The sequence below is a fragment of the Streptomyces sp. NPDC053750 genome, assembly GCF_044544295.1.
In the GTDB taxonomy this organism is placed as follows: Bacteria; Actinomycetota; Actinomycetes; order Streptomycetales; family Streptomycetaceae; genus Streptomyces.
In genome coordinates this window covers 122,559-145,619 of the sequence record NZ_JBITXB010000006.1, presented here as the reverse complement: position 1 = coordinate 145,619, position 23,061 = coordinate 122,559, and the positions used below count along the sequence as shown (strand labels likewise).

At 71.7% G+C, this 23,061-nt stretch carries 19 protein-coding genes; 10 read left to right on the top strand and 9 right to left on the bottom strand.

Annotation, left to right across the window (positions count from 1 at the left end):
- Window positions 1-361 precede the first annotated feature (361 nt).
- The 4 genes from ACIGO6_RS18935 (at window position 362) to ACIGO6_RS18920 (ending at window position 3,697) form a co-directional block, all read left to right on the top strand.
- Window positions 362-1,591, top strand: coding sequence for an NADP-dependent malic enzyme (locus ACIGO6_RS18935; RefSeq protein ID WP_399877356.1), 1,230 nt, complete (start codon window positions 362-364; stop codon window positions 1,589-1,591).
- Window positions 1,592-1,841: 250 nt separating this feature from the next.
- Window positions 1,842-2,807 (top strand): zinc-binding dehydrogenase, encoded by a 966-nt coding sequence (locus ACIGO6_RS18930; protein WP_399877354.1) that lies wholly within the window; start codon window positions 1,842-1,844, stop codon window positions 2,805-2,807.
- A gap of 102 nt (window positions 2,808-2,909) precedes the next feature.
- Complete coding sequence (locus ACIGO6_RS18925; RefSeq protein WP_043383227.1) at window positions 2,910-3,119, top strand: HTH domain-containing protein; 210 nt, start codon at window positions 2,910-2,912, stop codon at window positions 3,117-3,119.
- The gene (locus ACIGO6_RS18920) at window positions 3,119-3,697 is read left to right on the top strand and encodes a Clp protease N-terminal domain-containing protein (protein WP_399877351.1); all 579 of its coding nucleotides are present in this window, start codon (window positions 3,119-3,121) and stop codon (window positions 3,695-3,697) included. Before ACIGO6_RS18925 ends, ACIGO6_RS18920 begins: the two co-directional genes overlap by 1 nt.
- 25 nt (window positions 3,698-3,722) lie before the next feature.
- Here the strand turns inward: ACIGO6_RS18920 and ACIGO6_RS18915 are convergent, their stop codons facing one another.
- The 7 genes from ACIGO6_RS18915 to ACIGO6_RS18885 form a co-directional block, all read right to left on the bottom strand.
- Window positions 3,723-4,850, bottom strand: a complete 1,128-nt coding sequence (locus ACIGO6_RS18915; RefSeq protein ID WP_399877348.1) for a helix-turn-helix transcriptional regulator — start codon at window positions 4,848-4,850, stop codon at window positions 3,723-3,725.
- A gap of 1 nt (window position 4,851) precedes the next feature.
- Entirely contained in the window at window positions 4,852-5,802 is a 951-nt protein-coding gene (locus tag ACIGO6_RS18910) for a DUF4097 family beta strand repeat-containing protein (protein ID WP_399877345.1), read from the bottom strand.
- Window positions 5,803-5,904: 102 nt separating this feature from the next.
- Window positions 5,905-6,210 (bottom strand): DUF6104 family protein, encoded by a 306-nt coding sequence (locus ACIGO6_RS18905; RefSeq protein WP_399877343.1) that lies wholly within the window; start codon window positions 6,208-6,210, stop codon window positions 5,905-5,907.
- Window positions 6,191-10,027, bottom strand: coding sequence for a multifunctional oxoglutarate decarboxylase/oxoglutarate dehydrogenase thiamine pyrophosphate-binding subunit/dihydrolipoyllysine-residue succinyltransferase subunit (locus ACIGO6_RS18900; protein ID WP_399877340.1), 3,837 nt, complete (start codon window positions 10,025-10,027; stop codon window positions 6,191-6,193). The genes ACIGO6_RS18905 and ACIGO6_RS18900 overlap by 20 nt, the downstream gene beginning before the upstream one ends.
- A gap of 292 nt (window positions 10,028-10,319) precedes the next feature.
- Window positions 10,320-11,429, bottom strand: coding sequence for a sensor histidine kinase (locus tag ACIGO6_RS18895; RefSeq protein WP_399877339.1), 1,110 nt, complete (start codon window positions 11,427-11,429; stop codon window positions 10,320-10,322).
- Window positions 11,426-12,166, bottom strand: coding sequence for a response regulator transcription factor (locus ACIGO6_RS18890; protein WP_043380000.1), 741 nt, complete (start codon window positions 12,164-12,166; stop codon window positions 11,426-11,428). The genes ACIGO6_RS18895 and ACIGO6_RS18890 overlap by 4 nt, the downstream gene beginning before the upstream one ends.
- A gap of 122 nt (window positions 12,167-12,288) precedes the next feature.
- A complete protein-coding gene (locus ACIGO6_RS18885; RefSeq protein ID WP_399877336.1) occupies window positions 12,289-12,987 on the bottom strand; it encodes a spermidine synthase in 699 nt (232 codons plus the stop codon).
- A 179-nt stretch (window positions 12,988-13,166) separates the two neighbouring features.
- Between ACIGO6_RS18885 and lon the strand changes: the two genes are divergently transcribed.
- The gene (lon, locus tag ACIGO6_RS18880) at window positions 13,167-15,611 is read left to right on the top strand and encodes an endopeptidase La (protein ID WP_399877333.1); all 2,445 of its coding nucleotides are present in this window, start codon (window positions 13,167-13,169) and stop codon (window positions 15,609-15,611) included.
- Window positions 15,612-15,690: 79 nt separating this feature from the next.
- Here lon and ACIGO6_RS18875 read toward each other — a convergent pair whose 3' ends face one another.
- Window positions 15,691-16,518, bottom strand: a complete 828-nt coding sequence (locus ACIGO6_RS18875) for a lysozyme (RefSeq protein ID WP_399877331.1) — start codon at window positions 16,516-16,518, stop codon at window positions 15,691-15,693.
- A gap of 240 nt (window positions 16,519-16,758) precedes the next feature.
- On the opposite strand from ACIGO6_RS18875, the gene ACIGO6_RS18870 reads away from it, so the two are divergent.
- On the top strand, window positions 16,759-17,253 hold the full coding sequence (locus ACIGO6_RS18870) for a MarR family winged helix-turn-helix transcriptional regulator (RefSeq protein WP_399877328.1): 495 nt from the start codon (window positions 16,759-16,761) through the stop codon (window positions 17,251-17,253).
- A gap of 22 nt (window positions 17,254-17,275) precedes the next feature.
- On the opposite strand, the gene ACIGO6_RS18865 is transcribed toward ACIGO6_RS18870, so the two are convergent.
- On the bottom strand, window positions 17,276-18,067 hold the full coding sequence (locus ACIGO6_RS18865; RefSeq protein ID WP_399877326.1) for a protein phosphatase 2C domain-containing protein: 792 nt from the start codon (window positions 18,065-18,067) through the stop codon (window positions 17,276-17,278).
- A 440-nt stretch (window positions 18,068-18,507) separates the two neighbouring features.
- Between ACIGO6_RS18865 and ACIGO6_RS18860 the strand changes: the two genes are divergently transcribed.
- The 4 genes from ACIGO6_RS18860 to ACIGO6_RS18845 are packed head-to-tail and all read left to right on the top strand — an operon-like array spanning window position 18,508 to window position 23,060.
- On the top strand, window positions 18,508-21,495 hold the full coding sequence (locus ACIGO6_RS18860) for a nitrate- and nitrite sensing domain-containing protein (RefSeq protein ID WP_399877324.1): 2,988 nt from the start codon (window positions 18,508-18,510) through the stop codon (window positions 21,493-21,495).
- Window positions 21,492-22,001, top strand: coding sequence for a roadblock/LC7 domain-containing protein (locus ACIGO6_RS18855; protein ID WP_399877321.1), 510 nt, complete (start codon window positions 21,492-21,494; stop codon window positions 21,999-22,001). Before ACIGO6_RS18860 ends, ACIGO6_RS18855 begins: the two co-directional genes overlap by 4 nt.
- On the top strand, window positions 21,998-22,438 hold the full coding sequence (locus ACIGO6_RS18850; RefSeq protein WP_399877319.1) for a DUF742 domain-containing protein: 441 nt from the start codon (window positions 21,998-22,000) through the stop codon (window positions 22,436-22,438). The genes ACIGO6_RS18855 and ACIGO6_RS18850 overlap by 4 nt, the downstream gene beginning before the upstream one ends.
- Complete coding sequence (locus ACIGO6_RS18845) at window positions 22,419-23,060, top strand: GTP-binding protein (RefSeq protein WP_399877317.1); 642 nt, start codon at window positions 22,419-22,421, stop codon at window positions 23,058-23,060. The genes ACIGO6_RS18850 and ACIGO6_RS18845 overlap by 20 nt, the downstream gene beginning before the upstream one ends.
- The last annotated feature ends 1 nt before the right edge of the window (window position 23,061 follow it).

The following is a 23,061-nucleotide window of genomic DNA, read 5'->3' as shown; positions in this document are numbered from 1 at the left end:
CGGCATTTCTTGAAATGCCCACCTGGTTCGGTGGTGTGCACGGTCGTAGAAAGTCTGTTCCCCAGGCCTGTCAAGGGGTATCGGAAAGTTGTCCGGATCCCTCGCTATGAGCCATGTCACCGGCATGCGGTGTGCGAGGTCCGACATGTGAGCTTGCACTTATCGGACTCGTCGCGGGGGGCGTCCGTCGGGTAAGAAGGTTCTTTACACCCCTCATCAGGGGCTCAGGGCGCGTGTGCGGCGCGTCCGTCGCGCAGGGGCCCATGTGGCCTAGGCGGCCATCTCTCTGCGCGGTGCCCGCCCATTCCTCACCAGGAGTGGACAAACCCTCAATCCATGAACTCTTAAGGGGTAAGACAAAGTGGCAGCGGAGATCGTCAATCCTCGCAGCGACAGCGACGCCAGTGCGGAGCAGGAGGCAGGGGCGGAGCCCCTCGACAGCTTCGACCCCGCGTTCGCGCTGCACCGCGGCGGCAAGATGGCCGTGCAGGCCACCGTGCCGGTCCGCGACAAGGACGACCTGTCCCTGGCGTACACGCCCGGCGTCGCGAAAGTGTGCAGCGCGATCGCCGAGCAGCCCGACCTCGTCCACGACTACACCTGGAAGTCGTCGGTCGTGGCGGTCGTGACGGACGGTACGGCGGTGCTGGGACTCGGGGACATCGGCCCCGAGGCCTCCCTTCCGGTGATGGAAGGCAAGGCGATTCTGTTCAAGCAGTTCGGCGGCGTGGACGCGGTCCCGATCGCGCTCGACTGCACGGACGCCGACGAGATCGTCGAGACGGTGGTGCGGCTCGCGCCGTCCTTCGGCGGCGTGAACCTGGAGGACATCTCGGCGCCGCGGTGCTTCGAGATCGAGCGCAAGCTCCAGGAGCGCCTCGACATCCCGGTCTTCCACGACGACCAGCACGGCACGGCGGTCGTGACGCTGGCGGCGCTGCGGAACGCGGCGCGGCTGAGCGGGCGGACGCTGGGTGAGCTTCGGGCGGTGATCTCGGGCGCGGGCGCGGCCGGGGTCGCCATCGCCAAGATGCTGGTGGAGGCCGGGATCGGGGACGTCGCGGTCGCCGACCGCAAGGGCGTCGTCTCGGCGGACCGGGACGACCTGACCCCGGTCAAGCGGGAGCTGGCCTCCTTCACCAACAAGGCGGGGCTGTCCGGCTCGCTGGAGGCCGCGCTGTCCGGCGCGGACGTCTTCATCGGCGTCTCCGGCGGTACGGTGCCGGAGCCGGCGGTGGCTTCGATGGCCAAGGGCGCGTTCGTGTTCGCGATGGCCAACCCGAACCCGGAGGTCCACCCGGAGGTCGCCCACAAGTACGCGGCGGTCGTCGCGACGGGGCGGTCCGACTTCCCGAACCAGATCAACAACGTGCTGGCGTTCCCGGGCATCTTCGCGGGAGCGCTGCAGGTGCGGGCGTCGCGGATCACCGAGGGCATGAAGCTCGCGGCGGCCGAGGCGCTGGCGTCGGTCGTCGGTGACGACCTCGCGGCGGACTACGTCATTCCGTCGCCGTTCGACGAGCGGGTTGCGCCGGCGGTTACGGCGGCGGTGGCTGCGGCGGCTCGGGCGGAGGGGGTTGCGCGTCGGTGACGGTGTGACGCGCGGTTCTGTGAACGGCCCTGTCCGGGTGGACGGGGCCGTTCTCGTATGCCGTCTCTCGTAGGGCGGGCGGCGCTGCGGTGGGGTGGGTGGGTTCCGCAGCCCGGCGGTGCGGGGTGCCTCCCAGGCCGTTCAGGCACCGGGGGAGGCACGACTGCCCGCAGCTGCGGTGGTGCAAGAGGGTGTGTGTCACATGGTCGGGTGGTTTCCGATGGCGGGTGGGGAACCTATCGTCAAGGTCATGTTCGCTGTCTACGCCGCCCGAATCGACCGCGACCAGCCGCTGAACGGCCTGGAGTTGGGGGAGCGCCCGGCTCCCGAGGCCCGTGCCGGCTGGAGTGTCGTCGATGTCAGGGCCGCCTCCCTCAACCACCACGACCTGTGGTCCCTGCGCGGCGTCGGCCTCCCCGAGGACCGGCTGCCCATGATCCTCGGCTGCGACGCCGCCGGTGTCGACGAGGACGGCAACGAGGTCGTCCTGCACTCCGTGATCGGTCAGTCCGGTCACGGGGTCGGCCCCAAGGAGCCCCGTTCCATCCTCACCGAGCGCTACCCGGGGACCTTCGCCGAGCAGGTCGCCGTGCCGACCTGGAACATCCTGCCCAAGCCCAAGGAGCTCTCCTTCGAGGAGGCCGCCTGTCTGCCGACCGCCTGGCTGACGGCGTACCGGATGCTGTTCACCAACGCCGGGGTCCGTCCCGGCGACTCGGTGCTGGTGCAGGGCGCCGGCGGCGGGGTCGCCACGGCCGCGATCGTGCTCGGCAAGGCAGCGGGGCTGCGGGTCTTCGCGACCAGCCGCGACGAGGCGAAGCGAAAGCGAGCCCTTGAGCTGGGCGCGGTGGAGGCCGTCGAAACGGGCGCGAGGCTGCCGCAGCGGGTCGATGCCGTCATCGAGACCGTGGGCGCCGCCACCTGGTCCCACTCGGTGAAGTCGCTGCGGCCCGGCGGCACGCTCGTCATCTCCGGCGCCACCAGCGGCGACCGGCCCTCCCATGCCGAGCTGACCCGGATCTTCTTCCTGGAACTCAAGGTCGTCGGCTCCACGATGGGCACCAAGGACGAGCTGGAGGACCTGCTCTCCTTCTGTGCCGCCACCGGCGTCCGTCCCGTCATCGATGAGGTGCTTCCCATGGACCGGGCCCGCGAGGGCTTCGAGCGGATGGCCTCCGGGGAGCAGTTCGGCAAGATCGTGCTCAGCGGTTCCTGATCTCCCTCCTGGTCTCTCCCGGCCGGCCGTCTCCCGGGCCGGTCGCCTCCCGGCTGTCAATGTGGGTTGACAGCCGGGATTTTGTCAACCAATGTTGACGGCATGAGCGAAGCAACGGATCTCGCCGCACGTGCGGGTGATCGCGACCCCCGGGTCGGGCTGCGGGCCGTCGCCGCGCTGCGGAGGCTGCTGGAGCAGCTGGAGGCGGTGCAGGTGCGCGGCGCGCGCAACCAGGGGTGGTCGTGGCAGGAGATCGCCACGGAACTCGGAGTCAGCAGGCAGGCCGTGCACAAGAAGTACGGGAGGCATTGATGTTCGAGCGGTTCACGAAGGACGCCCGCGCCGTGGTGCAGGAGGCGGTGGGGTACGCCGAAGCGGCGCAGGCGGAGACCGTCGACGCCGAGCACCTGCTGCTCGCCCTGCTGGACCGCGAGGGCAGTCGTGCCTCCTTCGCGCTGTCGGCGCTCGGAGCCGGCGAGCGAAAGGAGTCCGTACGGCGGTCCCTGGCGGAGGCGCGCCGCCGTGCCGGTCTGTCGCAGGCCGAGACCGACGCCCTCGCCGGGCTGGGGATCGACGTGTCCGAGATCGTCGCCCGGGTGGAGGAGGCGCACGGCGTCGGCGCGATGTCCGGCGACCGTAAGGACAAGCGCTGGTGGCCCGGGCACCGCAGCTTCAGCCGGGGCGCCAAGGAGGTGCTGGAGAAGGCCCTGCGGGTCGCCGTCGCCCGACGTGACCGGCGCATCGGGGACGAGCACATCCTCCTCGCCCTGACCGTCCGTCCCGGTGTGCCGGCCGAGGTGCTCGCCGACCACGGCGTGACCCATGAGTCGCTGACCAGGGTGCTGGGCGGCGGCGCGGGGGAGGCCGGCACGGGGGAGGCCTGCGCCTGAGACGCACGGCGCTCCGCGCCGGGGCTCAGGCCTTCGGGGCCCGCAGGATCACCCCGATGTGCGCCGCGGCCGTCGACAACTGGCGGCGGGCGTCGCGGAGCTGGTCGGCAGTGACGCCGTGGTCCCGTGCCGCGTCGCGGATGTCGTCCCGGAAGCGGTCGAGCAGCCGGTCCAGGTCGCGGGCCGGGTCACCGGTGGAGTCCGCGGCGTCCTCGTGGGCCCAGGCCGGAGCGTAACCGGCAGGGAAGTCCTCGGGAGTGGCGGAGTACGCGGGCGTCGTGGAGACATCGGGCGCGGCGGAGTGCTCGGGGGTCTTGGGGTGGTGCTCCGGGCCGTGGGTGGTCGTGCCGGTGGTGTCCGTGCGGCCGAAGCCCCAGTCCTTGCCGAACTCCTTGCCGAAGTCCTTCCCGAACTCACCGACCTCCTTGGCCAGTTCGCTCAGGCCCTCGCGCAGCCCCGTCGGCCAGTCGCCCCGCGAGAAGTGGTCCTGCATCTGCTCCTGGACCCGCTGGGCGATGCGCTGCATCTCCTCCTGCGCCTGGACCCGGGCCTGCTCCTGCGCCTCCTTGGCCTGGCGCCGGGCGCGCTGGGCCTCCTCGCGGGCGCGGCGGCTCTCGTCCTTGGCGCGACGGGCCTGCTCCTTCCACTCCTGCTTGACCCGCCGCATCTCCTCCTTGGCGGCGCGCCAGGCCTCCTTCTCGTCGGCGTCCGCGGTGTCGGTGGCGGACCCGTTCCCCGCGTCGGGGGCTCCGGAGCCGGTGCCCCGGCGGGCCGCGCCGGCCGCGGCCCGCATCTCCCGCCGCAGATCACCCGCCGCGCCGCGCACGTCGGCCCGGATCTCGGCGGCGAGCTCGGCGACCGACTCCCGGATCTCCAGCTCCAGGTCGGCCAGCTCGCCACTGCGCTCGGCCAGCTCGGCACGGCCGGCGTCGGTGATGGCGTACACCTTGCGGCCGCCCTCGGTGGTGTGGGTGACCAGGCCTTCGGCCTCCAGCTTGGCCAGGCGGGGATACACCGTGCCCGCCGACGGCGCGTACAGCCCCTGGAAGCGCTCTTCGAGGAGCCGGATCACCTCGTAGCCATGGCGCGGGGCCTCGTCCAGGAGCTTGAGGAGGTAGAGGCGGAGACGGCCGTGGGCGAAGACGGGGGGCATGTCAGAGCACCTTCTTGTCGGTCGTGCCGTCGGCCGGGGCGTCGGTGGCGCCGTGGTCCCGGCCGGAAGCGGAGTGGTCCCCCGAGCGGCTCTGCGCGTCCCCCGCCGGTCCGGTGTCCGTGGGCTCCCGCTCCCAGGGCGAGTCCTCCGTCCCCGGACGGCGCAGCAGGGCGATCGAGCCGGAGACCGTCGTGGCCTTCAGCCTGCCGTTGCCCGCGCCGAGCCGGCCGGTGATCCGCTTGGCGCCCCACTGGCCGGCCACCCGGAGGTCCTCGAAGGCGCTGGAGACGGTGCCGCTGGCCGTGTTCGCCTCCACCTCCGCGTCGGCCGGCTGGGGCAGCCGGACGGCTATCTCGCCCGAGACGCTGGTCACGCTGACGTCGGTCGGCCCACCGGTCGAGTCCAGGTCGACGATCATGGAACCGCTCACCGAGTCGGCCCGGACGGAGGACCCCGCCTCCACGACGGTCAGGTCCCCGGAGACGGAGTTGAAGCGGAGGTCGCCGGAGAGGGCCTGGGCCTCCACGCTCCCCGAGACGGTGTCCGCGCGGACCGGCCCCGCGAGGCTCACCAGGGTGGTGTCCCCGGAGACGCCCTTCACCTCGGCGCGTCCCTCGAGCCCGGAGATCACGGCCGCGGCGCTCACCACGCCGACCTCGACCCGCGTGTGCGAGGGCACGGCCAGGGAGACGACCGCGCTGCGGCGCCAGCCCCTGCGGTCCAGCCACTTGAGGAAGCCCTTCCAGGGAAGGTCCTCGTAGGCCACCGTGAGCACGCCGTCCTGGTGGGTCACGATCAGCGGGGGGCCCTCGATCTCGGAGACCTGGAGGCGGGCGGGGCCCTCGGTCGTCCCCACCACGTTCACCGTGCCGTTGACGATGCGGACGTGGAGCTCGCGCACGGGCTCGTCGAAGGTGAGCTTCTCGGGCTCCGCGACAGACCATTCGGACATGGTGCAGACCTCCTCACCGAACGCGCCATATCGCGTCCTCCGCTATTCACGATATATCGCGGGCATGGAAAGTCAAGACACCCGTCTGCACCCGCCCGGGGACTACTCGTCGTCCTCGTCGTCGTCCAGTCGCGCCAGCCACGTCGCCAGCCGCTCCACCGGCACCTCGAAGTCCGGGTTCAGGTCGACGAAGGTCCGCAGCTGCTCGGCGAGCCACTCGAAGGTGACCTCCTCCTCGCCGCGCCGCTTCTCCAGTTCCTCGATGCCACGGTCGGTGAAGTACATGCGGTCAAGGATAAGTGCAGGAAAAAGGGCCGGGCCGCACCCCCGAAGAGGGGGTGCGGCCCGGCCCGGACGCGCTGCGCGGCGGTGTCGCGCCGCGGAGGGGCTACGCCTCGAACACCTCACGCACCAGCTGCTCCTGCTCGGCCTGGTGCCGCTTCGCGGAACCGACGGCCGGGGACGAGCCGTGCGGCCGCGAGATGCGGCGCAGGCGCTCGCCGTGCGGGACGTCGGCGCCGACCGCCAGGTCCAGGTGGTCGATCAGGTTGAGCGCGATGAACGGCCAGGCACCCTGGTTCGCCGGCTCCTCCTGGGCCCACAGGTACTTCTCGGCGTTCGGGTACTTGGCGATCTCCGCCTGGAGCTCGGCACCCGGCAGCGGGTACAGGCGCTCGATGCGGATGATGGCCGTGTCCGTGACGCCGCGCTTCTTCCGCTCGGCGTCGAGGTCGTAGTAGACCTTGCCGGCGGTGAAGACGACCTTCCTGACGGCGGCCGGGTCGACCGAGTCGTCGCCGATGACCGGGCGGAACTGGCCCGTCGTGAACTCCTCCGCCTTCGAGGCCGCGGCCTTCAGGCGCAGCATCGACTTCGGGGTGAAGACGACCAGCGGCTTGTGGTGCGGGTTGTGCACCTGCCACCGCAGGAGGTGGAAGTAGTTCGACGGCAGGGTCGGCATCGCGACCGTCATGTTGTTCTGCGCGCAGAGCTGCAGGAAGCGCTCCGGGCGGGCCGAGGAGTGGTCCGGTCCCTGGCCCTCGTAGCCGTGCGGCAGGAGGAGGGTGACGCCGGAGGTCTGGTTCCACTTCTGCTCGGCCGACGAGATGAACTCGTCCACGACCGTCTGGGCGCCGTTGACGAAGTCGCCGAACTGCGCCTCCCACATCACCAGCGCGTCCGGGCGGGCCAGCGAGTAGCCGTACTCGAAGCCCATGGCCGCGTACTCGGAGAGCAGGGAGTTGTAGACGTTGTACCGGGCCTGCTCCTCGGACAGGTACAGCAGCGGCGTGAACTCGTCGCCCGTCTCGCGGTCGATGACCACCGCGTGGCGCTGGCCGAAGGTGCCGCGCTGCGAGTCCTGGCCCGCGAGGCGGACCGGGACGCCCTCCAGGAGGAGGGAGCCGACGGCGAGGGTCTCGCCCATGCCCCAGTCGATCGTGCCGTCCTCGACCATCGCGGCCCGGCGCTGGAGCTGCGGCAGCAGGCGCGGGTGGATGGTGACGTGGTCGGGGATGTTGACCTGGGACTCGGCGATCCGCTTGACGGTCTCGGCGCTGACCGCGGTGTTCACGGCGACCGGGAACTCGGCCTGCGGGTCCGAGGGCTCCGCGGCGGACGGCTGGGAGACGGCCTCGCGGACCTCGGTGAAGACCTTCTCCAGCTGGCCCTGGTAGTCCTGGAGCGCCTGCTCGGCCTCTTCCAGGGTGATGTCGCCGCGACCGATGAGGGACTCGGTGTAGAGCTTGCGCACCGAGCGCTTCTTGTCGATCAGGTCGTACATCAGCGGCTGGGTGAAGGCCGGGTTGTCCGACTCGTTGTGACCGCGGCGGCGGTAGCAGATGAGGTCGATCACCACGTCCTTGTTGAACGCCTGGCGGAACTCGAAGGCGAGCCGCGCGACGCGGACCACGGCCTCCGGGTCGTCGCCGTTCACGTGGAAGATCGGGGCCTCGATCATCCGCGCCACGTCCGTCGCGTACATCGACGAGCGCGAGGACTCCGGGGCGGCGGTGAAGCCGACCTGGTTGTTGATGACGACGTGGACGGTGCCGCCGGTGCGGTAGCCGCGCAGCTGCGACATGTTCAGGGTCTCGGCCACCACGCCCTGGCCCGCGAAGGCCGCGTCGCCGTGGATCGCCACCGGCAGGACGGTGAAGTCCGTGCCGCCCTTGCCGATGATGTCCTGCTTGGCGCGGGCGACGCCCTCCAGGACCGGGTCGACCGCCTCCAGGTGCGAGGGGTTGGCGACCAGCGAGACCTTGATCTGCTCGCCGTCGAGGCCCGTGAAGGTGCCCTCGGCGCCCAGGTGGTACTTCACGTCGCCGGAGCCGTGCATCGACTTCGGGTCGAGGTTGCCCTCGAACTCGCGGAAGATCTGCGCGTACGACTTGCCGACCACGTTGGCCAGCACGTTCAGCCGGCCGCGGTGGGCCATGCCGATGACGACCTCGTCCAGGCGGGACTCGGCCGCCGAGTCGATGACCGCGTCCAGCAGCGGGATGACGGACTCGCCGCCCTCCAGGGAGAAGCGCTTCTGGCCGACGTACTTGGTCTGCAGGAACGTCTCGAACGCCTCGGCGGCGTTCAGCCGGCGCAGGATGCGCAGCTGCTCCTCGCGCTCCGGCTTGGTGTGCGAGCGCTCGATGCGGTCCTGGATCCACTTGCGCTGCTTCGGGTCCTGGATGTGCATGAACTCGACGCCGGTGGTGCGGCAGTACGAGTCGCGCAGCACGCCGAGGATGTCGCGCAGCTTCATCAGGGACTTGCCGGCGAAGCCGCCGACCGCGAACTCGCGCTCCAGGTCCCACAGGGTGAGCCCGTGCTCGGTGATGTCCAGGTCGGGGTGCTTGCGCTGCTGGTACTCCAGCGGGTCGGTGTCGGCCATGACGTGGCCGCGGACCCGGTAGGAGTGGATCAGCTCGAAGACGCGGGCGGCCTTGGTGACGTCGTCGTCGTGCGAGGCGTCGATGTCCTTGAGCCAGCGGACCGGCTCGTAGGGGATGCGCAGCGCCTTGAAGATGTCGTCGTAGAAGCCGTTCTCGCCGAGCAGCAGGTTGGCGACCTGGCGCAGGAACTCGCCGGAGGCGGCGCCCTGGATGACCCGGTGGTCGTAGGTCGACGTGAGCGTCATGACCTTCGAGATGCCGAGCTTGTTCAGGGTGTCCTGGGAGGTGCCCTGGAACTCCGCCGGGTAGTCCATGGAGCCGACGCCCATGATGACCGACTGGCCGGGCATCAGGCGCGGCACGGAGTGGACGGTGCCGAGGCCGCCGGGGTTGGTCAGGGAGACCGTGACGCCGGAGAAGTCGTCCATCGTCAGCTTGCCGTCGCGGGCGCGGCGGACGATGTCCTCGTAGGCCTGCCAGAACTCGAAGAAGTTCAGCGTCTCGGCCTTCTTGATCGCCGCGACGACCAGCTGGCGGTCGCCGTTGGGCTTGACCAGGTCGATGGCGAGGCCGAGGTTGACGTGTGCCGGCTTGACGAGGGTCGGCTTGCCGTCCTTCTCGCCGAACGAGTAGTTCATCGACGGCATGGCCTTGATGGCCTGCACCATCGCGTAGCCGATCAGGTGCGTGAAGGAGATCTTCCCGCCCCGGGCGCGCTTGAGGTGGTTGTTGATGACGATGCGGTTGTCGAACAGCAGCTTCACCGGGACCGCGCGCACGGACGTGGCCGTGGGCAGCTCCAGCGAGGCGTTCATGTTCTTCGCGACCGCGGCGGCGGGGCCGCGCAGGGTCACCAGCTCGGGGCCCGCGGGGCTCTCGGTGGCGGTGGCGTCCTTGGCGGGCGCGGCGGCCTTCGCCTGCGGCTTGGCGGCGGGCTTGGCCGGCGCGGGCTTCGCGGCCGGGGCGGCCGGAGCCGCCGGGGCGGCGGCCGCGGGCTGTGCCGCCGGCTGTGCGGGGGCGGCCGACCGGGGGGCCGCGGGGGCCTGCGCCGGGGCGGCGGGCTGCGCCTGCGGCGCCGGGGCGGCCTGCGGGGCGCCGGCGGTGTCCGTGCCCGTGGCACCGGAGGCGGCCTGGGCGGCGGGCGCCCCGGGCTTGTAGTCGGCGAAGAAGTCCCACCAGGCTCGGTCCACGGAGTTCGGGTCCTGGAGGTACTGCTGATAGATCTCGTCGACGAGCCACTCATTGGCACCGAAGGCGGCCGCGGGGTTCTTGCCCGCGTTGCCCGCTTGGTCGGTGTCGGTCGAGATGCTCGAGTTACTGGGGGACTGTGGCGACACGGCGAGAACCGCCCTCTTCCGCTTCACAAGATGGTGGACAGCGGGAATCAAGGCTACGCCTCCCGGACCCGGAAGGTCAGACTGGGCCCGTTCATCGTCGCGTAAGTCACATTGCAGACCGTGTTTCGGCGCTGGAAATGGCGGGAAACAAGCGAGGTTCTGTTGCGCTGGGGAAGGGGAGACCGGGACCCGGCGCGAAGAAAACGCGGGCCAGAGGTGGGCCAGTGCCTGATCACACGTGTCCGCCACCGCGGATGCCCGTGGATCTTGGTCTTCCGCTTCGAACCCTACGTCAACTCGACGTCGGTGGCAGGCCCGGAAGAGTGATGAGAATGCGGCAGCCCCGCTCGGATTCGGCCACACCGATCCGGCCGCCGTGCAGATCGACCGCCCAGCGTGCGATCGCCAGGCCGAGCCCGGTGCCGCCGTCGCTGCCCGGACCGTGCGGCCGGGAGACCGAACCCCGGTTGAACCGCTCGAACACCCGGCGCCACTCCGACCGCGGAATCCCGGGGCCCTCGTCGAGAACCTCCAGCTCGAGGGACTCGGGCAGCTCCCCGCGGCGCGCCCGGACCGTCACCCGGCCGTGCGGCGGGCTGTGCTTGACCGCGTTGTCGATGAGGTTGGCGACCACCTGGTGGATGCGCTCGGGGTCCGCGTGCGCGGTCAGGTCCGCCGGGAAGACGTCGAGGGCCAGGTGCACGTCGGTGCGGGTGTGGCTGCCGGAGCCGGAAGCAATGCCTGCGCGTGCCGACGCGACCATGTTGGCCTCCTTCAGCACGCCGGAGAGGTACGGCCACACCTCGAAGCGCCGCTTGCGCAGCGGTATGACGCCGTTGTCCAGGCGGGAGAGGTCCAGCAGCGTCTCCACCAGCCGGCCGAGCCGCTCGGTCTGCCCGAGCGCCGTGCGCATGGTCTCCGGGTCGGCCTGGGTGACGCCGTCGACGATGTTCTCCAGCACCGCGCGCAGGCCCGCGATGGGGGTGCGCAGCTCGTGGGAGACGTTCGCCACCAGCTCCTTGCGCTGGAGGTCCTGGGCCTCCAGGTCGTCCGCCATGCGGTTGATGGTGACGGCCAGGTCGCCCAGCTCGTCGCGGCGGTTCTCGCGCACCCGGCGCGTGTAGTCGCCGTGCGAGATGGACCGGGCCACGGCGTTCATCTCGTCCAGCGGCGCGGTCAGCGAGTGGGCCACGAACTGCGTGATCAGCAGCGTGGCGATCATCGAGAAGACCGTGATGAAGCGCAGCTCCGTCTTGGTGTGCACCGCGATCACCGAAAGACCGGTGGTGATCAGCACCGACGTGACGACCAGTGCGCCCAGCTTTGTCTTGATCGAGAACGGGCGTACGCCGCCCCAGGGCTTCCCGGGGCCTCTCCGTGCGGCTTGCCGCCCCTGGCTCATGGCGTCGGCGTCTCCAGCGCGTAGCCCACGCCGTGCACCGTGCGGATGCGCTCGGCGCCGATCTTCCGGCGCAGCGCCTTGATGTGGCTGTCGACGGTCCGGGTGCCGGAGGCGTCCGCCCAGTCCCACACCTCGGCCAGCAGCTGCTCACGGGAGAGCACCGCGCGCGGGGTGTTCGCCAGGCACACCAGCAGGTCGAACTCGGTGGGGGTGAGGTGCACGTCCTCGCTGCGCACCCGCACCCGGCGCTGCGCGTGGTCGATCTCCAGTTCGCCGAGGCGCAGGATGCCGCTGCGCGGCGTCGAGGCGGCCACGACGGCGCGCTCCACCCTGCGCAGCAGCACGTGCACGCGCGCGGCCAGCTCACGCATCGAGAAGGGCTTGGTCATGTAGTCGTCGGCGCCCACGCCGAGCCCGACCAGCATGTCCGTCTCGTCGTCGCGTGCCGTGAGCATCAGCACCGGTACCGGGCGCTGGGCCTGTACGCGACGGCAGACCTCCAGGCCGTCGAAGCCGGGCAGCATGATGTCGAGGATCAGCAGGTCGGGCTGCCAGGCCTCGGCGGTGTCGACCGCGGCCGGGCCGTCACCGGCCGTTTGCACCAGGAATCCCTCGGCGCGCAGGCGGGTCGCGATGGCGTCCACGATCGTCTGGTCGTCCTCGACCACCAGCACCCGGCGCTGCGCGCCCTGGGTGGCCGTCGCCGTGCCGTTGTGGGAGGTCTGTGTCTGCTCCATCGCCCGCCCCTGAGGTGTGCTTACCGGAATCAGTGGGGTGATTCCTCGTCTGCGCATGACTACGATTGACGCTTGAATGACCGCGTCAGGGCAGCAGCGTACGGGGAGTCCCCGCGCCTTTGCTATCCAGGCCCGACGCCGATGTGGACAACGTCGGGAACGCCCCGGGCAACGGGGATCTCTTCGGTACGCACCTGCTGGAACCCGGCATTACGCAAGGTTTCTTCGAATTCCGGAGAGGGCTGCGCGGACCATACGGCAAGCACCCCGCCCGGCCTCAACACCCGTGCGCAGCCTGCCAGTCCGGCCGGTGCGTACAGCCCGTCGTTGCCCTCGGTGACGGTCCAGCCGGGGCCGTTGTCGATGTCGAGGCAGAGCGCGTCGTACGTGTCGGAAGTCTCATTGACGTAACGCACCAGATCCGCTTGGACGATCTCCGCGCGGGGGTCGGCCAGCGCCTCGGCGGAGAGTGCGGCCAGCGGTCCGTCGCGGTGCCAGTCGATGATGGCGGACTCGCGTTCGACGACCGCGATCCGGCCCCAGCGGGGGTCGGCCGCCGCGTGTGCGAGCGAGAAGCCGACGCCGAGCCCGCCGATGAGCAGGTGCGGCGCGGCCCGCCCGCCGGAGGCGGTGAGCGCCTCGGCCGCCGCGTCGACCAGCCGCCGCTCGGAGCGCCCGTCGGAGGTGTCCATCAGGAAGCAGCCGTTCGCGATGATCTGGAGCAGCGCCCCGTGCCGGCGCAGGACGACCTCGCCGTGCGGGCCCTCGCGACGGTCCAGCACCTCGGGGATGTCGTGGGAGTCGTGGGAAGTGATGGCCATCGGCCCATCCTGGCAAAGGAATGCGGGCCGGCCCGACGGCGCTGTCCCGAGTAACCCGAGAGGTCCCGGTGGGTGGCATGGAGCGCATGATCGCTCAGAGCGAACACCCCTTGGGGAACAATCACGGACTCCCTTTCATTGAGTCGATGTAACTCAACTTGACTGCCGAAGGGGAGATCATGGCTGCTGAGTCCGCCGCCTTCACACCGCTCACCCTGCCCGTGCTGCCGCTCGACGACGAAGTGGTCCTGCCCGGCATGGTCGTCCCCCTGGACCTGAGTGACGCCGAGGTACGGGCCGCGGTGGAGGCCGCCCAGGCCGCCGCCAGGTCCGAGCCCGGCAAGCCCCGCGTCCTGCTCGTCCCGCGCGTCGACGGCACCTACGCCAGGACCGGCGTCCTCGGCACCGTCGAACAGGTCGGCCGCCTCGCCGACGGCGACCCGGGCGCCCTGATCCGCGGCCGGCACCGGGTGAGCATCGGCGCCGGCACCACCGGGCCCGGCGCGGCGCTGTGGGTGGAGGGCACGCGGGTCGACGAGACCGTGCCCGAGCCCCTGCCCGGTCAGGTCGCCGAGCTGGTGAAGGAGTACAAGGCGCTCGCCACCGCCTGGCTGCGCAAGCGCGGCGCCTGGCAGGTCGTGGACCGCGTCCAGGCCATCGACGACGTCTCCGCGCTCGCCGACAACTCCGGCTACTCGCCCTTCCTCACCACCGAGCAGAAGGTCGAGCTGCTGGAGACCGCCGACCCGGTCGTGCGCCTGAGGCTCGCCACCCAGCAACTGCGCGACCACCTCGCCGAGCAGGACGTCGCCGAGACCATCGCCAAGGACGTCCAGGAGGGCGTCGACAAGCAGCAGCGGGAGTTCCTGCTGCGCCGCCAGCTCGAAGCCGTGCGCAAGGAGCTGCGCGAGCTCAACGGCGAGCAGGACGGTGAGGAGTCCGACGACTACCGCGCCCGCGTCGAGGCCGCCGACCTGCCCGAGAAGGTCCGCGAGGCCGCCCTCAAGGAGGTCGACAAGCTGGAGCGGTCCTCCGACCAGTCGCCCGAGGGCTCCTGGATCCGCACCTGGCTCGACACGGTCCTGGAGATGCCGTGGAACGAGCGCACGGAGGACGCCTACGACATCCAGGGCGCCCGGTCCGTGCTCGACGCCGAACACGCGGGCCTGGAGGACGTGAAGGAGCGCATCACCGAGTACCTGGCCGTGCGCAAGCGGCGCGGCGACCGGGGCCTCGGCGTGGTCGGCGGCCGGCGCGGCGGCGCCGTACTGGCCCTGGTCGGCCCGCCCGGCGTCGGCAAGACCTCGCTCGGCGAGTCCGTCGCCCACGCGATGGGCCGCACGTTCGTCCGCGTCGCCCTCGGCGGCGTCCGCGACGAGGCCGAGATCCGCGGCCACCGTCGTACGTACGTCGGCGCGCTGCCCGGCCGGATCGTGCGCGCGATCAAGGAGGCCGGGTCGATGAACCCGGTGGTCCTCCTCGACGAGATCGACAAGGTGGGCTCGGACTTCCGGGGCGACCCGGCCGCGGCCCTGCTCGAAGTGCTCGACCCGGCGCAGAACCACACCTTCCGGGACCACTACCTGGAGGTCGAACTCGACCTGTCCGACGTGGTCTTCCTCGCCACCGCCAACGTCCTGGAGGCCATCCCCGACGCCCTGCTCGACCGCATGGAGCTGGTCCGCCTCGACGGCTACACCGAGGACGAGAAGGTCGTCATCGCCCGCGACCACCTGCTCCCGCGCCAGCTGGAGCGGGCCGGACTCGGCGAGGACGAGGTCACGGTCGACGAGGGCGCGCTGCGCAAGCTGGCCGGCGAGTACACCCGCGAGGCGGGCGTGCGCACCCTGGAGCGGTCGATCGCCCGGCTGCTCCGCAAGGTCGCGGCCCAGCACGAACTGGGCGAGCGGGAGCTGCCGTTCACGATCACGGACGGCGACCTGCGGGAGCTGATCGGCCGGCCGCACCACGTGCCCGAGTCCGCCCAGGACCCGGCGGAGCGCCGCACCTCGGTGCCGGGCGTGGCCACCGGTCTCGCGGTCACCGGAGCGGGCGGCGACGTCCTGTACGTCGAGGCGTCGCTGGCCGACCCGGAGACGGGCGCGGCGGGCCTGACCCTGACCGGTCAGCTGGGCGACGTGATGAAGGAGTCGGCGCAGATCGCGCTGAGCTTCCTGCGCAGCCGCGGCGCCGAGCTGGAGCTGCCGGTGGCCGACCTGAAGGACCGGGGCGTGCACATCCACTTCCCGGCGGGCGCGGTCCCCAAGGACGGCCCGAGCGCCGGCATCACGATGACCACGGCGCTGGCCTCGCTGCTCTCCGGCCGGCTGGTCCGCACGGACGTGGCGATGACCGGCGAGGTCTCGCTGACCGGCCGGGTGCTGCCGATCGGCGGGGTGAAGCAGAAGCTGCTCGCGGCGCACCGGGCGGGCGTCACCACGGTGATCATCCCCAAGCGCAACGAGCCCGACCTGGACGACGTCCCGGCGGAGGTGCTGGACAAGCTGGACGTCCACGCCGTCACCGACGTCCGCCAGGTGCTGGAACTGGCGCTCGCACCGGCGACGAACGGTGCGCGGCCGGAGGTTCCGGTCGCGGCGATGGGGGTACCTCCCAGGCTTTAGGCACTGGGGGAGGACGCGGCCGGATGACGCAGGGCCCGGTTCCCCTTTCAGGGAATCCGGGCCCTGCCCCTGCGTGAGCTCAGCCGTTGGCGAGCGCCCGGACGCGGTCCAGGGCGCCGTTGAACTTGTTGTGGTCCCCGACCGTCGGGCCGGACGAGGTGTACTGCCACATCGTGTAGTAGCCCCAGCCGGCCGGCAGGGTGCCCACCGTCGAGGCGTAGCGGGCGATCCACAGCGGGTTGTTCGCCGCGAAGCCGCCGTAGTTGCCGGTGCACTGGGTCCACCAGCTGGTGGCCGTGTAGATCACGGCGTCGCGGCCGGTGCGCGCCTTGTAGGTGTTCAGGAAGTCGCGGATCCAGGAGACCATCTGGCTCTGCGTCTTGCCGTAGCAGGTGGCCCCGTACGGGTTCCACTCGATGTCCAGCGCGCCCGGCAGCGTCTTGCCGTCGCGGGACCAGCCGCCGCCGTGGTCGACGAAGTAGTTGGCCTGGGCGGCGCCGCTCGTCGTGTCCGGCGTGGCGAAGTGGTACGCCCCGCGGATCATGCCGACGTTGTACGAGCCGTTGTACTGCTGGGCGAAGTAGGGGTTGGTGTAGTACGTCCCCTCGGTGGCCTTGACGTAGGCCCACTTGACGCCGCTGTTCCACAGGGTCGACCAGGCGACGTTGCCCTGGTGGCTGGAGACGTCGACGCCCTCGGTCTGGACGGCACGGCCCGGGACGGGGGTGCCGTGTTCACCGTCGTGTTCCGCGACGCCCATGCCCATGTGGGCGGAGCCGCGGGGAGGGGTGTCGGCGGACGACGACGCGTCCGCGGGGAGGGTGAGGACGAGGGAGAACGCGGCGAGCAGGATCCCGGTGACGGCGAAGCGCCGTCCGCGGGCCGATCCGGATCTGTGCACGGGCATGACGTGCCTCCGATGGCTCGGTGGTGCTCGGTGGGGGATGCGCGAGTGGGGAGCCTTGCGGTGGTGGCGTGGGCATGCCATCCGGCGTGCCCGGGCAAGACGCTACGCACGTAGAACGGCGGGTGGAAGAGGGCCTGGAATCTTCCGTTGGTCTAAGCCTGCGAAATACTTGCCGAGCTGCGGTGATGGCGATCCGTGGCGGAAACTTTCAGGAACGGCAGAATCAAGGCAGGGGCTGACGTGCACGAAGAGGGGAACGGCGGCGGTCACGGAGCTGAATCCGATCTGTCCCGCGGTGGTGTGAACCAACCGGAGTTCCTGGCACTGGAGCGGGAGTTGACGGTTCTGCTCCGGCGGGCCCGCGCCAACCAGGGCGAGATGGCCCGGGAGGTCCACCCCGACCTCGAGTCGTCCGCGTACGGCCTTCTCGTGCGGCTCGGCGAGTGCGGCGGCCAGCGGGCCACGGAGCTCGCCGCCTACATCGGCGTCGGCAAGGCGACGATGTCCCGCCAGCTGCGCGCCCTGGAGCAACTCGGCCTCGTCGCCCGCGAGCCCGACCCCGCCGACGGCCGTGCCTGGCTGGTCACCCTGACCCCGGAGGGCCAGCAACGCGTGGGCAGGGTGCGGGAGGCCCGCCGTGCCCGGTACGCCCGCCGGCTGGCCGACTGGGACCCGCGTGAGGTGACCGAACTCGCCCGGCTGCTGCACGAGCTGAACCGGGGGATGGAGAAGTAGGGCGGTCCGGAGCCCGCCGCGCTCAGAGCTCCGCGTAGGCCACCGTCGCGTCGTCGTGAGTCTTGCTGCGGCCCAGGAACTCCCGGGCCCCGGCCGCGTCCGCGCGCTCCAGCTCCCGCACCCGGTCCACCAGAGCCTGCGCGCCCTGCTTCCGCACCAGGGCGAGGCAGTCCGCCCAGTCGCCCTCCCGGAACTTCTCCACCCACCGCGCGGCCCCGTCCGTCAGCGCCGCCAGCGTCCGCACCTCGCCGCGCGGCAGCGTCCCCGTCACCGCCCGCGCCGCCACCGCCGGGTCCGCCGCGGCCGTGAAGAAACCGCCCTCCTTGTTGCGGAGGTTGGCGTCGACCAGCGCGTCCGTGGCGAGGGCCGAGCGGGGCAGCCGCGCCAGCCGGTCGTCCAGGACCGCCGAGACCGTGCCGTCCGGGACCTGGACCAGCAGGGCGGAGTCGGACAGGACCAGGTACTCGACGGTCGCGGGGGACCACCGCGCCAGGACCACGGTTGCCTGAGGTGTACGCGGGTGAGAAAGGTCACAGGTTTCCGCGTGTGCCGCCGCGGTACGCGCGATGGCGCGGGACAGGGCTTCGACGAGGGGAACATCCGGGAGTGAAACGGTCAGTTCGGTCAGGGCTCCGCCCAGGCGCGCCGTGAACCAGGGCACCGAATGCAGACAGCCCGTCCCGTTCCGGGGCGGCGTCACGCCGTCCAGCACGACGAGCGAACCACCCTGTCCCGAGGCCGGTAGTCCGACGCTCGCGAAGTCCTCGTTGGGGTGGTCGGCGAGGCCGGGTTCCGAGACCAGTTCCGTGCGCATCCAGCCAGTCTGCACGACCCCTTCACGGCGTCCGCAAAAGGCCCCCATCGCCCCCGGAATCGATGCGGCGGTGCAGGTCAGGCGCCGGATTTGGGGTGGAATTCGGCACTCCGGCAACGCGTGGCGGCACATAGTGCCACCGCCCGTCGCAGACGTCCAACCGGCGCGCCGCGCAGGCGTGTCGCACGAGCGCGCGGAACTTGCCCACCAACTCCCGTCCGGGGTTCACTCCTTCGGGTGGCGGGTCAGATGATGCGTGCCCACCGCCCACCGGCACTGGGAGGGTCGGGAACCGGTCGGGGGCCTGCCCTGCTCACGCGGCCTCCCCGCCCGATGCGCGGTCGGCGGCCGGGGAGCAGCCCAGAGCGTGGCGGAGGGTGCATGCCCCGACCGGCCAGTTGACGGAGCGCCACCCGGGCCCACGGGTACACGAGTCAGGAATGCGAGCACCGGTGCAGAAGACGCGGCCTCGTCGCACAGGCAAGCAGACGGCCCCCGCGGGGAACGCGGCGCGGACCCCCGACACCTCCACCCCGGTGCCGTCGGCGCCTCCCGTCGGCAAGGGCCGCCCCACCCACGTACGCAACCGCCTGATCGTTGCCGTGGCGGTCGTGGCCGCCGCCATCGCCGGAGCGGGAGCGCCCTCGATCATGGCCGCCTCCGGGCAACTGCACGACTCCCAGGAACTGGTGACGCTCGCCGAGCAGACCCAGGGTGCGCTGACCCTCGCCCACTCCCTCGCCGACGAGCGGGACGAGGTCACCCCGTACATCGCCGCCGGCCGCCCCCAGTCCAAGGCGCCCTCCGAGCAGCGCAGCGCCCGCGTCGACCGGCAGGTGGAGGAGCTGCTCGCCGACCCCGACACGCCCGCCTCCCTGCGCGAGGACCTCGACGCCGTAGCAGCGCTGCGCCGCGCCGCCCTCACCGGCAAGAGCACCGCGCTCCAGGCGCACCAGGCGTACTCGGAGGCGATCACCGAACTCCACGCCCTGGCCGAGGAGCTGGCCGAGCGGATGCCACCCCGGGCGGGCGCCGGCGCGTACGCCCTCGCCGAACTGGACACCGCCGTCCAGCAGGCCGCCGCCACCCGTGGCCTGCTGCTCGCGGCCCTCGGCGTGCCGAGCAGCACCGAGACCGTCATCGACCCGGTCACGGGCCTGCCGACCGAGTCCAGCACCTCCTCGGACGCCGACGCCGAGCAGCGCGACGCGCTCGCCGCCGCCGCCCAGCAGGCCAGGGTGCGCTCCGACGCCGCCCTCGCCGACTTCCGCGAGGGTGCGCCCAAGGAGGCGCGGGACAGCTTCGACTCCACGGTCGCGGGCCCCGAGGTCAACTCCGCCGAGAAGTACCTCGCCGGCCTCACGGACGAGCCGACGCTCTCCGACCGCGACCTGCGCACCAGCACCAAGCGGCTGGACGCGGCCCTCTCCGCCCGTGTGGACGCCATGCGCGGCGCGGAGTCGGCCCTGTACGAGAAGCGCGTCAAGGCCCTGGAGCAGCTGCGCGACGACGACGTCACCGAGCTGGAGATCCGGATCGCCGTCCTCGGCGCCCTGCTCCTGCTCGCCGTCGGCATCGCCACCGCCATGGCCCGCACGCTCACCCGCCCGCTCTCGGTGCTGCGCCGCGGCTCGGCCCGGCTGGCCGGCGCGGACGACCCCACGGCCGAGGAGCCGGTGGCCTTCACCGGCCGCAACGACGAGTTCGCCCAGGTCGTCCGCTCCGTCAACGCCCTGCACGCGCACGCCGCCACGCTCGCCGAGCGGGTCGCCACGCTGGAGGCCGACCGCAAGCATCTCGTCGGCCAGCGGCAGAAGATGGCCGACGCCCGCGAGGAACTGCGCGCCGAACTCGCCGCGTCCGCCGCCCAGCTGGACGTGGTGCGCAAGAGCATCGGTGGCACGTTCGTCAACCTCGCCCTGCGCACCCTCGGCCTGGTCGAGCGGCAACTCGCCGTCATCGAGAGCCTGGAGGAGCGCGAGCAGGACCCGGACCGCCTCGCCACCCTGTTCAAGCTCGACCACTTCGCCACCGTCATGCGCCGGCACAGCGAGAACCTGCTCGTCCTCGCCGGCACCGAGCACGTCCAGCACAGCGCCGGTCCGGTGCCGCTGGTCGACGTGGTCCGGGCCGCGGTCAGCGAGATCGAGCGGTACGAGCGGGTGCGCATCGCCGCGCTGCCGCCGCACGCGCACGTCGCCGGGTTCGCCGCCGACGACCTCTCCCACCTGCTGGCCGAGCTGATGGAGAACGCCACCTCCTTCTCGCCGCCGGACCTGCCCGTCGAGGTCTCCGGCTGGCTGCTGGAGAACGGCGAGGTGATGCTCTCCGTCCAGGACGAGGGCATCGGCATGGCCACCGAGCGGCTCCAGCGGCTCAACGCCCGTCTCACCGACTTCGACCCGGAGGCGCCGTACGACCAGGAGGGCGAGGACGGTCTCGGGCTCGGCCTCTACGTCGTCGCCCGGCTCGCCCACCGGCACGGGGCGCGGGTACGGCTGCGGGAGCAGAAGCAGGGCGGGGTCGCGGCCGTCGTGGTCCTCCCGGGCACGCTGCTCGCGGCGGCCCCGCCGGCCGCCCTCGCGCCGACCGTGCCGGTGTCCGAGGGCACGGGCTCCTTCACCCTGCCGGGCGCCGACGCGGAGGCCAACTCCAACGTCCTGCCCGGCCGCGCGGAGAAGGGCCGGCAGCGGGACGCCGACCCGCTGGTGGCCTCGGCGGAGGAGGCCGTACGGCGGGCGGAGGCCGACGCGGCGGATGCGGCCGACGCAGTGGGGGCCGCGGAATCGGCGCAGGCCCCGGCCCCGGAGACGGAGCCGCACTCCGAGCCGGAGACGGAGCAGCCGCAGGAAACGGACCGGGACGCCGGCCCGGAGCCGGCCCAGGAGCCCTCCTCGGCGCCGGCCCCTGCCCAGGAGTCCGCCCAGGAGACGCAGGCCCCCGAGGCCGGGAACGCCTCCGGTCGCGATCTCCCCGACGACACCACGATGGCCCTCCTGCTGCCGCCCCAGCCACCGGCACCCGCACCGGCACCCGCGCCCGCACCGGGACCCGGACCGGACGACCGCACGCCGGAGACCGACGCCTACACCATCGGACCGGACGCCCACGACCGCACGCCGGACGAGGGCGCGGCGCGCGGCGGGGCGAGCGAGCCGGCCGAACCCGTCACCGACAAGGGTCTGCCCAAGCGGACCCCGAAGCTCACCACTCCCGCCGCCGCGGTCCCACGGCCGCGCACGGCGGGTTCCGTCGACGCCGAGGCGCTCCGCCGCCGCCTGGGAGGGTTCCGCCGGGGGGCGGAGGCCGGCCGCCGCGACGTCGAGGCGGAGATCGCCGACCGGACGGAGCGGCACCAGGCACCGTCCGACCCAGCAGGGACAACCGAAGAAGCCACGGGGGGCACTGTCGAGGAGGCAAGCAGTTGACCGCTCCCAGTACCTTCGGACTGAGCATCGAAGCCCGTAATCTCCACTGGCTGCTGACCAACCTCGTCGAGGAGGTTCCCGGCATCGAATCGGTCGCGGTGGTCTCCTCCGACGGCCTGCTGCTCCTCTCCTCCGACCAGGAGCGGAACGACGCGGCCCGCGCGGCACAGACCGTGCGCCGCACCGGCCCGCGCGGCTCCGCAGCCGACCTCGCCACCGTCGTCTCCGGCGTCGGCAGCCTCACCGTGGGCGCCGCCCGGCTGATGGACTTCGGCGGCGTGAAGCACACGATGGTCGCCATGGACGAGGGCAGTCTGTTCGTGATGTCGATCAGCGACGGCTCGCTGCTCGGCGTGCACGGTGCCGCGGACTGCGACATGAGCGTCATCGCGTACCACATGGCGCTCTTCGTGGGCCGCGCCGGCCACGTCCTGACCCCCGAACTCCGCAGTGAGCTGCGGAAATCCCTGGAGACCGAGTCGACCTCGACGGGGAGTACCCGATGAGCAACACCCCCAGGAAATCCCCGAAGAACCTCCCCGTGCGCGGCGCCGACCGCAAGCCCGCCCGCGTGCGCCCCTACTCGCTCACCGGCGGCCGGACCCGCTTCGGCCACGTCCTGCTCGTGGAGACGTTCGTCGGCGCCACGGCCGGCACCGCCGCGCTGGAAGCCGCCGAGGAGCGCAAGGAACTGACGAACGGCAGCCTCACCTCCCGCGTGATGCCGGAGATGCGGGCCATCGTCGAACTGTGCCGCCGCATGCGTACGGTGGCCGAGATCGCCGCGCTGCTGAAGATGCCGCTCGGCGTGGTCCGCGTGCTCCTCAGCGACCTCGCGGACCAGGGAAAGATCCGTGTGTACGGCACCGGGACCGGCCACGGCACGGGCCGCCCGGACCGCGCACTGCTCGAAAGGGTGCTCAGTGGACTCCGTCGTCTCTGACGCCGCCGCGTTCGGCGTCCCCCCGCTCGTCGACACCGACGGGCCCGTGCAGCCCTGGCAGACGGACCGCACCCGCGCGCCCATAGCCACGAAGATCGTGGTGGCGGGCGGTTTCGGCGTCGGCAAGACCACGCTGGTCACCGCCGTCTCGGAGATCACGCCCCTGCAGACCGAGGCGCTGATGACCGAGGCGAGCGAGGAGACCGACGACCTCACCGCCACGCCGGACAAGCTGACCACCACCGTGGCCATGGACTTCGGCCGCATCACGCTCGACGACGACCTGGTGCTCTACCTGTTCGGCACGCCGGGCCAGCAGCGGTTCTGGTTCATGTGGGACGACCTGGTGCGCGGCGCGATCGGCGCGGTCGTGATGGCCGACACCCGCCGCCTGAAGGACTGCTTCCCGGCCCTCGACTACTTCGAGAGCTGCGGACTGCCGTACGTCGTCGCGGTGAACCACTTCGACGGCAGCCAGCGGTTCGAGGCGGAGGACGTGCGGGAGGCGCTGACGATCCCCGCGCACATACCTGTCATGATCATGGACGCGCGCCGCCGGATCTCGGCCATCGAGACCCTCTTGTCCCTCGTGGGCCACGCGCTCGACGAAACCCCCGAGTAGG

Bases quoted from the DNA above. Each gene is read 5' to 3' on its own strand.
- ACIGO6_RS18930 (WP_399877354.1), top strand. From the start codon at position 1,842: ATGTTCGCTGTCTACGCCGCCCGAATCGACCGCGACCAGCCGCTGAAC.
- ACIGO6_RS18925 (WP_043383227.1), top strand. From the start codon at position 2,910: ATGAGCGAAGCAACGGATCTCGCCGCACGTGCGGGTGATCGCGACCCC.
- ACIGO6_RS18920 (WP_399877351.1), top strand. From the start codon at position 3,119: ATGTTCGAGCGGTTCACGAAGGACGCCCGCGCCGTGGTGCAGGAGGCG.
- ACIGO6_RS18915 (WP_399877348.1), bottom strand. From the start codon at position 4,850: ATGCCCCCCGTCTTCGCCCACGGCCGTCTCCGCCTCTACCTCCTCAAG.
- ACIGO6_RS18910 (WP_399877345.1), bottom strand. From the start codon at position 5,802: ATGTCCGAATGGTCTGTCGCGGAGCCCGAGAAGCTCACCTTCGACGAG.
- ACIGO6_RS18895 (WP_399877339.1), bottom strand. From the start codon at position 11,429: ATGAGCCAGGGGCGGCAAGCCGCACGGAGAGGCCCCGGGAAGCCCTGG.
- ACIGO6_RS18890 (WP_043380000.1), bottom strand. From the start codon at position 12,166: ATGGAGCAGACACAGACCTCCCACAACGGCACGGCGACGGCCACCCAG.
- ACIGO6_RS18885 (WP_399877336.1), bottom strand. From the start codon at position 12,987: ATGGCCATCACTTCCCACGACTCCCACGACATCCCCGAGGTGCTGGAC.
- lon (WP_399877333.1), top strand. From the start codon at position 13,167: ATGGCTGCTGAGTCCGCCGCCTTCACACCGCTCACCCTGCCCGTGCTG.
- ACIGO6_RS18875 (WP_399877331.1), bottom strand. From the start codon at position 16,518: ATGCCCGTGCACAGATCCGGATCGGCCCGCGGACGGCGCTTCGCCGTC.
- ACIGO6_RS18865 (WP_399877326.1), bottom strand. From the start codon at position 18,067: ATGCGCACGGAACTGGTCTCGGAACCCGGCCTCGCCGACCACCCCAAC.
- ACIGO6_RS18860 (WP_399877324.1), top strand. From the start codon at position 18,508: ATGCGAGCACCGGTGCAGAAGACGCGGCCTCGTCGCACAGGCAAGCAG.
- ACIGO6_RS18850 (WP_399877319.1), top strand. From the start codon at position 21,998: ATGAGCAACACCCCCAGGAAATCCCCGAAGAACCTCCCCGTGCGCGGC.